The organism is Mordavella massiliensis, from assembly GCF_016902415.1.
GTDB classification, from domain to species: domain Bacteria; phylum Bacillota; class Clostridia; order Lachnospirales; family Lachnospiraceae; genus Merdimonas; species Merdimonas faecigallinarum.
The window spans coordinates 22253-32898 of sequence record NZ_JACJLV010000029.1 but is presented as its reverse complement, the minus strand read 5'-3'; the positions used below and the strand labels follow the sequence as shown (position 1 = coordinate 32898).

The following is a 10646-nucleotide window of genomic DNA, read 5'->3' as shown; positions in this document are numbered from 1 at the left end:
CTCCTATATAGTATGTTTTTAATAAACTACTATATAGGAGCTTTTGTATGGAAATGAATGGAGGATTTCTTGTCACAAAAATAAAACAGCTTGGAGACCGGATTTTTGAGAAGATTCTCAGTGAAAAGAATATTGATGCGTTTAATGGAGCCCAGGGACGTATTCTTTATGTGCTGTGGCAGGAGGATGGTATCTCAATCAGGTCACTCTCGACTAAATGCGGATTAGCGATAACATCTCTTACTACGATGCTGGAAAGAATGGAAAATCAAGGGCTGATAAGCCGTGTTCAGTCTGAAACGGACAAAAGGAAAACGCTCCTGTTTCTGACTGAGAAAGCACATGCCTTAAAGGGCGAGTACGATTCTGTATCTGATGAGATGGGCAGTATTTACTACAAAGGTTTTTCAGAGGAAGAAATTACCCGGTTTGAGGAATGCCTCGACCGCATCAGAAAGAATCTTGAGGAGTGGCAGAAGTCATGAGTATTTGTATCAAAGATCAGATTCAGAACATGAATATCGTCATTGGCTGCACAGTGGGGTGTACATATTGCTATGCCCGCAACAACGTGAAACGCTGGCATATGATTGATGATTTCGCTGACCCTGAATTCTTTCCGGGTAAGCTCAAGATGATGGAAAAGAAACGTCCGCAGAACTTTCTTCTTACCGGCATGAGCGATCTCTCTGGATGGAAGCCGGAATGGAGAGACGAGGTATTTGCAAAGATCCGTGAAAATCCACAGCATCAGTTCCTGTTCCTTACCAAGCGACCTGATTTGCTGGATTTTGATACCGATCTGGAAAACGCATGGTTTGGCGTTACGGTGACGAGGAAAGCAGAACGGTGGCGTATCGACGCCCTTCGGAAAAACGTCAGAGCAAAACATTACCATGTTACCTTTGAGCCGTTATTCGATGATCCCGGCACAGTTGACCTTTCCGGAATCAATTGGATCGTTGTCGGCACCATGACCGGAGCTCAGAGCAAGAAGATTCATACGGAGCCGGAATGGGCATGGTCTCTGACGGACCAGGCACATAAGCTCGGCATTCCGGTGTTTATGAAGGAAGACCTTGTCCCTATCATAGGGGATGAAAATATGATTCAGGAAATGCCGGAAGAATTTAATAAAGTGTTAGAGGTACAGAAATCATGGAAGAAGTAATGAATGGAATCCTCATTCGTGAGGTGGAAACAAAGAACATCATGACTAAGTCTAGTCTGCCGGTAGGCGGTTACTCGGTCAATCCCTATGTGGGCTGTACACATGCCTGCAAGTATTGCTATGCTTCTTTTATGAAGCGCTTTACCGGGCACAAGGAGGAATGGGGCACTTTCCTTGATGTGAAGCATTGGCCGGAAATTAAAAATCCGAAGAAATATGCCGGACAGCGGGTGGTCATCGGTTCTGTGACAGATGGCTACAATCCACAGGAGGAGCAATTCGGGAATACCAGAAAACTTCTGGAGCAGCTGATCGGCAGTGACGCAGATATTCTGATCTGCACAAAGTCGGATCTTGTGGTACGGGATATTGATCTGTTGAAGAAGCTTGGACGTGTAACCGTTTCATGGTCGATCAACACACTAGATGAAAATTTCAAGAACGATATGGATTCTGCTTCGAGCATTGAGCGCCGCATCGCTGCTATGAAGCAGGTATATGAAGCAGGTATCCGTACAGTCTGTTTCGTATCCCCGGTATTCCCCGGTATCACGAATTTTGAAGCAATCTTTGAGCGGGTAAAGGATCAGTGCGATCTGTTCTGGCTCGAAAATCTCAATCTTCGAGGCGGTTTCAAAAAGACAATTATGGATTATATCGCCGGAAAATATCCTGATCTTGTACCACTTTACGACGAGATCTATAACAAGCATAACCGCAGCTACTTTGAAGCACTTGAAGTAAAAGCTGAGAAAATGGCTAAGAAGTATGATTGTGTCTTTGTGGATAATGAAATGCCTTATGGCAGAGTCCCGCAGGGACATCCGGTGATCGTAGATTATTTCTATCATGAGGAAATTCGTGGGACAGAGAATACCGGAAAAAGAAATCGCTAACTTCCAGTTTGGAGAATTAGAATTGAGAAACTCGGTGTTTGTCTTGATGAAAAATAGATAGTTTATAGTGGAACATCTGTCAGAAGCGGCAGGTGTTTTCTTTTGGCTCTTGTTGTTCCTGAAATCATGAGCATGCACTTCTAATAAAGGGGGATGAGAATTGGGAATTTTGTAAACCATAAAAATAAACATTGACAATCATCTATGCATAATGCATAATAGAAACATAGACAATTATCTATGTAAAGGAGGACAATATGAATACAATAGATGTAGCACTTATTTGTAAAGCATTGGGAGATAGTAATAGATTGCAGATTATCCAAATGCTCTCCGACGGAGAAAAATGTGGTTGTAAACTATTGGAGGCTTTTGAGATTACACAGCCTACACTTTCTCATCATATGAAAATCTTAAATGAATGTGGGCTGGTGAATGATTGGAAAGAAGGTAGATGGCATCATTATTCATTGAATTGTGAGACCTTGAATGCCTTTAAAACTTTTATTGAAGGATTATCCTGCTGTAAAGAGGAAAGTGGGTGCTGTCAATAATGATTTGGGAGTTTATTCAAAATCAGATTTTGGGAATGAAATGGATGAGTACATTATTTGGAAATCTTCTTGAGAAAATTGGCTTGGATACTTCAAGTAGAATGGGTGGAAGTGTACAGTTTTTCCTATATGATGTTTTGAAGATAACGATATTGCTTTGTATCCTAATTTTTATGATTTCCTATATTCAAAGCTACTTTCCACCAGAACGAAGTAAGAAGATTATGGGGCGTTTTCATGGAATCTGGGCAAACTGTATTGCAGCATTACTTGGTACGGTGACACCATTCTGTTCTTGCTCGTCCATTCCACTGTTTATTGGATTTACCAGTGCAGGACTTCCATTAGGTGTGACATTTTCCTTTCTGATTTCTTCTCCAATGGTAGATTTAGGAAGTCTGGTTTTGCTGATGAGTATCTTTGGATCCAAAGTTGCTATCATATATGTGATTGTAGGGCTTGTTATTGCGGTAATAGGTGGAACAATTATTGAAAAGCTTCATTTGGAGAATGAAGTGGAAGCGTTTATTCGAAAAGCGAATGCGGTCGATATTGATATGGATGAACCAACGCAAAAAGAAAGACTTTCTTTTGCAAAACAACAGGTTATAGACACCTTTAAGAAAGTATTTCCATATATTTTGATTGGTGTCGGAATAGGAGCTGTTATTCACAATTGGATTCCAGAGAGCTGGGTAGAAAAGATTCTTGGCAGTGATAATCCATTTGGTGTAATTTTGGCAACGTTGGTCGGCATTCCTATGTATGCAGATATTTTTGGTACGATACCAGTAGCAGAAGCATTACTTGCAAAAGGGGCACAGCTTGGAACAATCTTAAGTTTTATGATGGGTGTGACTACACTTTCGTTACCGTCAATGATTATGCTTAGAAAGGCAGTGAAACCGAAGTTACTAGGAATTTTTATTGTAATATGTGCAGTTGGAATAATTATTGTTGGATATTTCTTTAATGCAATTCAGTATCTACTGGTTTAGAAAAAGAAAAAAGGAGATTGAAATTATGAGATTATTTGGAAAGAAAAAGGACGAGAAGGAAATGGTTAAGGAACAATCAGGTTGTTGCTGTGGTGGAAATTGCAATGAAGAAAGCGTTGAGGCAGCAAAGGAAACTCTTTCATCAGGAGCAAATGTGAAAGTTCTTGGTGGCGGTTGTGATAAATGCAATGCATTGGAGAAGAATGTGAAGGAAGCGCTTAGTGAGCTTGGCATGACGGATGAGATTGACCATGTTACAGATTTTGGTCAGATTGCGGCAATGGGAGTTATGAGTACACCTGCTCTGGTTATTGATAATAAAGTAGTCTCAATGGGGAAAGTATTAAGTAAGGATGATGTGATAAAAGCATTAAAGAAAGTTAGGGGATAGGTATGAAGAAAGTAGCGTTCATTTGTGTCCATAATTCATGCAGAAGTCAGGTTGCAGAAGCATTGGGAAAGCATTTTGCATCCGACGTATTTGAAAGTTATTCTGCTGGAACGGAAACGAAGCCACAAATAAATCAGGATGCAGTTCGTATTATGAAAGAAATGTATGGCATTGATATGGAGAAAGAACAGTATTCAAAGCTGATTTCGGATATACCAGAGCCAGATATTGCTATTTCTATGGGATGTAATGTTGGATGCCCGTTCATTGGAAGACCATTTGATGATAACTGGGGATTGGATGATCCGACAGGAAAATCAGACGAAGATTTCATCAAAGTAATTAATCAGATAGAACTGAAAATAAAGAATATGATAGATAGGATGAAATAGACAGATCCCAGTTTGTTAAGCAGAAAAATCCTAATTGTGAAGGGGATAAATAATGAAGTATACAAAAAAGTATTTCTAAAGAATAACAAGAAATGTTTGATTAGAAACGCTACTGGCGATGATGCGCAGGAAGTCTTAAATATTTTTCTTTTAACTCATGATCAGACAGATTTCTTATCATCATACAAAGATGAAACATCTATTGATATGGCATTTGAAAAGCAATTTTTGACCGATAGAGAGACTGCAGCCAGGGAAGTTTATCTTTGTGCTATTGTTGACGGACACATTGTTGGAACTGGACTGACGGATAAGTGAACGGTATATCTGGCTGGTGAGATCACCAGCCAGATATGCTTTTATGCTTTTCCCCCGGATGCTATAATCTTCCAGTAGTTTTCAAGGTCAGTGGCTCCTTCTGTGGAAACGCACAGGATCCGGGAATCTGCACGAAGTCCGATTTTTTCCTTAAGAGGAGCAAGGCTTTCGTCCAGCAGGAGGGCCATGGCAAGGCCAAAGGAGGCTGCTCCGCTTTCGCCGGAAATGATCCTGGGATCCGACCCGTCTGGATCTGCGAGAAGCCGCATGCCAGAAGCCGCTATCTCGTCCGGCATGGAGATGTAATGCTCGGCGCAGCGGGATAAGACGTCCCATCCTATGGTGCAGGGTTCGCCGCAGCACAGTCCGGCCATCATGGAATCCATGTCACCGGTCACAAAGTGGATCTGGCCGTCATTTGCCCTGGCGGTGCGGTACAGGCAGTCCGCTTTGTCCGGCTCTACAATGGTGATGACAGGCCGCCGGTTCAGGACGGAGGTGAAGAAGCCTGCCGCGCTTCCTGCAAATGCGCCTACTCCGGCCTGCAGAAAGATATGCGTGGGTTCTTCGCCTTGCAGCTGTTCATAGGCTTCCAGAGCCAGAGTCAGATATCCTTCCATGATCCAGCCCGGCACATCTTCGTACCCTTCCCATGCAGTGTCCTGCAGCATGATCCAGCCATGCTCCCGGGCCTGCTGGTTGGCAAAGCGGACAGCGTCGTCGTAATTCATGTCCGTGATGCTGGCCGTGGCGCCGGCTTTTCGGATATGCTCCAGGCGTTCCGGAGAACTTCCCTTTGGCATATAGACAACGCTTTTGCAGCCCAGCTTCTGCGCGGTCCAGGCAACGCCCCGGCCGTGGTTTCCATCGGTTGCAGTGACAAAGGTGAGAGACCTGGTCTTTTCACGGATCGCAGGTGAAGTCAGAAGTTTATAGGAAAGCGCTTCCGCAGGAATGTCCAAAAGTTCTCCGATCTTGCGGGCGATGCAGTAACTGCCGCCCAGTACCTTAAAGGCGTCCAGTCCAAAACGGAAGCTTTCGTCTTTCAGATGGATAGAGGCGACGCCTGCTTTTTCTGCCATAGCGGAAAGATTCCACAAAGGAGTGGGGGCATATTCCGGAAAAGAACGGTGAAAATTTTTTGCGGCCCTGGCGTGGGCAAGATCGAACCGGTTAAGATACCGGGAATCGTCGGCTGGTGAAAGCGGCCGGTAGGCATAATGAATATTCATGGGAAACCTCCTCTAATATAGAAGATATAGAACTATTTATTGTCAGTATATCAGAAACAGGGTATAATATCCATCGGTTCATAACGAAAGAAAACGGGAAAAACAGGAGCAACACATCGTGGATAAATGGGAAAAATATAAGCGGCAGATCTCGGCCGGGATCGTTCTTGTGCTGTGGATCCTGACGGTTGTTTATGCGGCGGACGCGGCAAAGGCAAGAGGCCAGGCAGAAAGCCTTAAGGCCGCTAATTATATAGAAGGAACAGGGATAGAAGAAGAATTCTATTCTCTCAGGACCGAACTGACAGAAATGATCCTGGATCAGCCGGGAGAGTACAGTATTTATCTGAAGGATCTGGAGACGGGCGAAGAACTGTCTCTCAATCACCGGGAAATGTATGCGGCCAGTCTGATCAAATTGTTTGTAATGGCAAGAACGTATGAGTATTTTGAAGAGATCACCGGGTGGCAGGCCGATGAGGCAGGAGATCTGGCAAAAGGCCAGGAGGAGATCACCACTTATCTGGAACAGATGATCCAGGTATCGGATAATGAGTCCTTTAATGAACTGGTGCGTGCCCAGAACGCGGACCATTCTTTTTCAGAAGGATGCCGGAAGATGAACGCGTATCTGGAAGAGCAGGGATATGAAGATACCGGCATTTACCACACACTGGAGCCTTCTGTGTCGGAGGAAGAGGAGATTTCCGAAGAGAAGAATCACACATCTGCCAGGGACTGCGGCAGGCTTCTGGAGAATATTTATGAGGGGAAATGTGTTTCCGAAGAAGCTTCTCTGGACATGCTGGCGCTTCTGACGGGCCAGGAACGGGACTGGAAGATCCCGGCGGGATTGCCGGAGGGAACGCTGTGCGCGAATAAGACAGGAGAAACGGATACCTGCCAGCACGATGCGGCTATCGTGTTCGGGCCAGAGAAGGATTATATCCTCTGCGTCATGAGCGACGGTCTTGAGGGAGAGCAGGAGGGGGAAGACGCAGCGCTTCTGATCCGGGAGATTTCCAGGACAGTATACGAATTTCTGGAACAGGAAGAGGAATAAATGTCTGGTTTTACCAAGATTTAACAGAAGAAATGCATGCGTCGAAAAAGCGCCTCTGTTAAAATAAAAGCAAAGGGATTTTTGGGGAAACGGTGAAAATCTGTAGAAAATCTACAAGGAGGATGTATGTCAAAAGAGATTGCACAAAAGATCCGTGCAGGGTACGGAGACATGAGAAAGTCTGAACAAAAAGCGGCGGATTTTATTCTGGAACATCTGGATACGAGCCGGAGTGCTGGTTCAGTCCGGATTCCACAGGACAGAAAGGAAGACCGTACCCCTATATGATCTTCCGCAACATGGAAGCGCTGGGAATTGACGACGTACATAAGGTGCTGAAAGTGGGCGACACTGCTTCAGACATCAAAGAGGGCAAACACGCCGGCGTATGGTCCGCGGGCGTTGTCATCGGAAGTTCCGAGATGGGACTGTCTGAGGAGGAATACCAGGCGCTTTCACCGGAAGAGCAGGAAGCAAAATGCAAAGAGACAGAAGAAAAATTCTATGCGGCCGGAGCCGATCTGGTGTTCCGGACTCTGCAGGACCTGGCAGAGGCCCTGTAAAGATTGGAAAGGCCGTGCGCGTATTTAGAATAGTTTGAGATTTATGAGAGACCCGGGAGATGTTTGTCTGAGGAGTGGATCAGGCAGACATCCCCGGGTCTTTTTTGTAAGTCCATGGATTGTATAGTATGGTTAAAATGTGGATAAATAGCGGATATATAATGGATGTTTGTGATTGACAAAAGGCGGTATAATGGTTATAATTTGGATAGAAAGGGGATGAGGATATGACAATTCAGGAAATGCAGGAGAGGAAAAGAGAACTGGGATATACCTATGCGCAGATCGCGGAGCTGTCCGGACTGCCTCTTGGAACCGTGCAGAAGGTGCTGGGAGGGATTACGCTGACGCCAAGGTATGAGACGATCCTGGCGCTGGAACGGGTGCTGGGGGAACAGCCTTCCTACATGCGGGAATCCGCAGTCCCCTATTTTGTCAAGAAGCAGGGGGAATACACCCTGGAGGATTATTATAAGATCCCGGATGATATCCGCGTGGAACTGATCGACGGGGTTATCTATGATATGTCGTCGCCGACCTCTGCACACCAGATCATCGGAGGATATATTTACAGCAAAATGCTGCAGCATGTACTGGATAAAAAAGGAACATGTCTGCCGATGATCGCGCCCATTGACGTACAGCTGGACTGTGACGACAAGACGATGGTGGAGCCGGACGTGGTGATTGTCTGCGACAGGGATAAGATCATCAACCGGTGTATTTACGGGGCCCCGGATTTTATCATTGAGGTGCTGTCAAAGTCTACAAAAAAGAAAGATTCCGTGATCAAGCTGAATAAGTATCTGAATGCAGGGGTGCGGGAATACTGGATGATAGATCCCATGAAGAAGAAAGTCATCGTCTATGATTTTGAACATGAGGAATATCCGCTGATTTATGGCTTCGATGCGAAGGTCCCGGTAGGAATATGGGACGGGGAGCTTGTGATTGATTTTGCGGAGGTCTATGAGCATGTGAGATTTCTCTATGAGAGAGAGGAATAGAAGAGATAAGAAAAACTCCCGGGCCGGCGAAAGCCCCGGGAGTTTTTAATAAGCGGAGACGGTGGGATTCGAACCCACGTGCCGGTTGCCCGACAACTTGATTTCGAGTCAAGCTCGTTATGACCACTTCGATACGTCTCCAAATCACGAGGTCTATTATAGCACAGACCAGGAAGAAAAGGAAAGCCTTTATTTGTGAAAAGCTCCTATTTGTGAGAAGACGGCCGGACGAAAAAAAGCCGGCGCTTTTGGCGCCGGCATAAAGAGGGATGAAAAATAAATCTATATAAATGTTAGTTGTTTTTAGGCGAAGCCGGTAATCATGCAAAACATTCAAGTCACGGTTAAGTACGACTACCGTCTTCTTTTTGTTGATGAGTTTATTATACGCATGAATTGTGGCGGAAGTATGTCAGAATCTGGAAATGTTTCTAAAAAATCTTAAGAAAAACTATCGCCGGGAGAAACAAATTTTAAACTAATTTTTAGAGAAAAGCTATTGACAAATCCGGAGGGTAAGAATATAATTATTTTTGCTGTGAAAAAGTTCATAGTTGTGTGGGCGTAGCTCAGCTGGATAGAGCGTTTGGCTACGGACCAAAAGGTCGGGGGTTCGAATCCTCTCGCCCACGTTTGATAAGAGTTCCTGAAGGAGCTCTTATTTTTTTGTACTGGCGACCGCTTACAATCCCGGAATGTGCCTTTTGGCATTTCCGGTGACTTTGACAGAGCCACGGGGATGCTCTATAATAGGACTGGCTGACGGAAAGCCAGCCAGTATTTTTACGAAAGAAGGAAGAGACATGAAAAAGGAATATTACAGCGGTAATCGTAAGAATGTAATCCGTGAGATGAAAAATGGTTCACTGGCCGTTTTTTTCTCCGGGGACGAGATCCGCAGGTCGGCGGATGAAAATTATGACTTCTTCGGGAACCGCAATTTTCTTTATCTGACCGGGATCGAAGAGCCGGGACTGGTTCTTCTGCTTGGAAAAGACAGTGCCGGAGCGGGATGGGAAAAACTGTATCTTCGCAGACCGGATGCATTTGCAGAGCGCTGGACAGGGAAGAGAACCAAAGAATCCGAGGCTGCGGAAAAAGCGGCGGCAGAAGCATTTGGTTATGCAGAAAATTTTGAAAAAGATTTTCACAGGCTGGCTGTTTCCGGAAACTATGCATTCCTTTACGCAGACACTTACAAAGAAAGCACAGAGGATATTGATACCAGAGCCCATCGGTTTGTAAGAGACGTAAAAGATGCCTGGCCGTATCTGCAGATAGAGAACGGCACCATGATCCTGCGGAAACTCCGCACCATCAAACAGCCCTGCGAAATCGAAGCGATCCGCAAGGCGGAAGCCATCACCAAAGAAGGAATCCTGGCTATGATGAAAGTATCCCGCCCGGGACTGTATGAGTATCAGTACAAGGCGGAATTCGAGCACGCACTGTGGCAGCACGGCACAGAAGGAACCGGCTTTCCGCCCATCATTTCCGCAGGGGCAAATAATTTCTGTATTCACTACTATGCCTATCAGGGACAGGCGCAGGACGGCGACATGATCCTCAACGATGTAGGCGCGCGCTGGAACGGACTGGTGAACGACGTGTCCAGAGGCTGGCCCTGCAACGGGAAATTTACGGAGCGGCAAAAACTCCTTTATAACTGTGCGCTTGCCACGTCTGATCACATGTTCCAGATCATCAGACCGGGCATGAAGATGGCAGAGGTTGACGCAGAAATCCGCCGGTACAATTATGAACAGTTAAAAGACGCCGGAGTCTGCGAGAAATGGGAAGACATCGGCACCTACATGTGGCACGGCGGCGCCCATCACATCGGATATGACGTACACGACATGGTAAAAACACCGGAGATCATCGCTCCGGGCATGGCGTTCTGCGTGGATGTGGGAATTTATCATGAAGAATGGGGCATTGGCTTCAGGGTAGAAGACAACTGCCTGGTAACGGAGGACGGCTGCGAGAACCTGTCAAAAGACATTCCGCGGACGATCGCCGATATAGAAGACTGCATGAGAAACATATAAGTGACGGGGG

At 45.5% G+C, this 10646-nt stretch carries 12 protein-coding genes, 2 tRNA genes and 1 pseudogene; 13 read left to right on the top strand and 2 right to left on the bottom strand.

The window, feature by feature from the left end:
• Positions 1 to 47: 47 nt before the first annotated feature.
• The 8 genes from H6A13_RS09270 (at position 48) to H6A13_RS09235 (ending at position 4720) form a co-directional block, all read left to right on the top strand.
• Positions 48 to 485 carry a radical SAM mobile pair system MarR family transcriptional regulator gene (locus H6A13_RS09270; RefSeq protein ID WP_004853467.1) on the top strand — a complete coding sequence of 146 codons (438 nt, stop codon included), beginning with the start codon at positions 48 to 50 and terminating at the stop codon, positions 483 to 485.
• On the top strand, positions 482 to 1171 hold the full coding sequence (locus H6A13_RS09265) for a radical SAM mobile pair protein A (protein WP_204909306.1): 690 nt from the start codon (positions 482 to 484) through the stop codon (positions 1169 to 1171). Before H6A13_RS09270 ends, H6A13_RS09265 begins: the two co-directional genes overlap by 4 nt.
• Positions 1159 to 2067: a radical SAM mobile pair protein B gene (locus H6A13_RS09260; RefSeq protein ID WP_204909305.1), complete on the top strand. Its 909-nt coding sequence runs from the start codon at positions 1159 to 1161 to the stop codon at positions 2065 to 2067. The genes H6A13_RS09265 and H6A13_RS09260 overlap by 13 nt, the downstream gene beginning before the upstream one ends.
• A gap of 257 nt (positions 2068 to 2324) precedes the next feature.
• Positions 2325 to 2621 carry an ArsR/SmtB family transcription factor gene (locus tag H6A13_RS09255; protein WP_117541312.1) on the top strand — a complete coding sequence of 99 codons (297 nt, stop codon included), beginning with the start codon at positions 2325 to 2327 and terminating at the stop codon, positions 2619 to 2621.
• Positions 2621 to 3619: a permease gene (locus H6A13_RS09250; protein WP_204909308.1), complete on the top strand. Its 999-nt coding sequence runs from the start codon at positions 2621 to 2623 to the stop codon at positions 3617 to 3619. Before H6A13_RS09255 ends, H6A13_RS09250 begins: the two co-directional genes overlap by 1 nt.
• A 25-nt stretch (positions 3620 to 3644) precedes the next feature.
• Positions 3645 to 4010, top strand: a complete 366-nt coding sequence (locus H6A13_RS09245; RefSeq protein WP_173859906.1) for a thioredoxin family protein — start codon at positions 3645 to 3647, stop codon at positions 4008 to 4010.
• A gap of 2 nt (positions 4011 to 4012) precedes the next feature.
• Positions 4013 to 4402, top strand: a complete 390-nt coding sequence (locus H6A13_RS09240) for an arsenate reductase ArsC (protein WP_202030722.1) — start codon at positions 4013 to 4015, stop codon at positions 4400 to 4402.
• 36 nt (positions 4403 to 4438) lie between these two features.
• Positions 4439 to 4720: a hypothetical protein gene (locus H6A13_RS09235; RefSeq protein ID WP_204909304.1), complete on the top strand. Its 282-nt coding sequence runs from the start codon at positions 4439 to 4441 to the stop codon at positions 4718 to 4720.
• A gap of 41 nt (positions 4721 to 4761) precedes the next feature.
• Here H6A13_RS09235 and dpaL read toward each other — a convergent pair whose 3' ends face one another.
• Positions 4762 to 5952 (bottom strand): diaminopropionate ammonia-lyase, encoded by a 1191-nt coding sequence (gene dpaL / locus H6A13_RS09230; protein ID WP_204909303.1) that lies wholly within the window; start codon positions 5950 to 5952, stop codon positions 4762 to 4764.
• 118 nt (positions 5953 to 6070) lie between these two features.
• Here dpaL and H6A13_RS09225 point away from each other — a divergent pair, with 118 nt between their 5' ends.
• From H6A13_RS09225 to H6A13_RS09215, 3 genes and pseudogenes are all read left to right on the top strand, one after another.
• A complete protein-coding gene (locus tag H6A13_RS09225; protein WP_204909302.1) occupies positions 6071 to 7015 on the top strand; it encodes a serine hydrolase in 945 nt (314 codons plus the stop codon).
• Positions 7016 to 7293: 278 nt separating this feature from the next.
• Positions 7294 to 7578, top strand: a pseudogene (locus H6A13_RS09220) (phosphonoacetaldehyde hydrolase); the annotation flags it as partial.
• Positions 7579 to 7805: 227 nt separating this feature from the next.
• Positions 7806 to 8585 (top strand): Uma2 family endonuclease, encoded by a 780-nt coding sequence (locus tag H6A13_RS09215; protein ID WP_204909300.1) that lies wholly within the window; start codon positions 7806 to 7808, stop codon positions 8583 to 8585.
• Positions 8586 to 8638: 53 nt separating this feature from the next.
• On the opposite strand, the gene H6A13_RS09210 is transcribed toward H6A13_RS09215, so the two are convergent.
• Positions 8639 to 8726: transfer RNA gene (locus H6A13_RS09210), tRNA-Ser, on the bottom strand.
• Between the two features lie 417 nt (positions 8727 to 9143).
• On the opposite strand from H6A13_RS09210, the gene H6A13_RS09205 reads away from it, so the two are divergent.
• A tRNA-Arg gene (locus H6A13_RS09205) sits at positions 9144 to 9217 on the top strand.
• 171 nt (positions 9218 to 9388) lie between these two features.
• Entirely contained in the window at positions 9389 to 10636 is a 1248-nt protein-coding gene (locus H6A13_RS09200; RefSeq protein ID WP_204909299.1) for an aminopeptidase P N-terminal domain-containing protein, read from the top strand.
• Positions 10637 to 10646: the final 10 nt, after the last annotated feature.

Coding starts and splice junctions, on each gene's coding strand:
- H6A13_RS09270 (WP_004853467.1), top strand. CDS start 48: ATGGAAATGAATGGAGGATTTCTTGTCACAAAAATAAAACAGCTTGGA.
- H6A13_RS09265 (WP_204909306.1), top strand. CDS start 482: ATGAGTATTTGTATCAAAGATCAGATTCAGAACATGAATATCGTCATT.
- H6A13_RS09260 (WP_204909305.1), top strand. CDS start 1,159: ATGGAAGAAGTAATGAATGGAATCCTCATTCGTGAGGTGGAAACAAAG.
- H6A13_RS09255 (WP_117541312.1), top strand. CDS start 2,325: ATGAATACAATAGATGTAGCACTTATTTGTAAAGCATTGGGAGATAGT.
- H6A13_RS09250 (WP_204909308.1), top strand. CDS start 2,621: ATGATTTGGGAGTTTATTCAAAATCAGATTTTGGGAATGAAATGGATG.
- H6A13_RS09245 (WP_173859906.1), top strand. CDS start 3,645: ATGAGATTATTTGGAAAGAAAAAGGACGAGAAGGAAATGGTTAAGGAA.
- H6A13_RS09240 (WP_202030722.1), top strand. CDS start 4,013: ATGAAGAAAGTAGCGTTCATTTGTGTCCATAATTCATGCAGAAGTCAG.
- dpaL (WP_204909303.1), bottom strand. CDS start 5,952: ATGAATATTCATTATGCCTACCGGCCGCTTTCACCAGCCGACGATTCC.
- H6A13_RS09215 (WP_204909300.1), top strand. CDS start 7,806: ATGACAATTCAGGAAATGCAGGAGAGGAAAAGAGAACTGGGATATACC.
- H6A13_RS09200 (WP_204909299.1), top strand. CDS start 9,389: ATGAAAAAGGAATATTACAGCGGTAATCGTAAGAATGTAATCCGTGAG.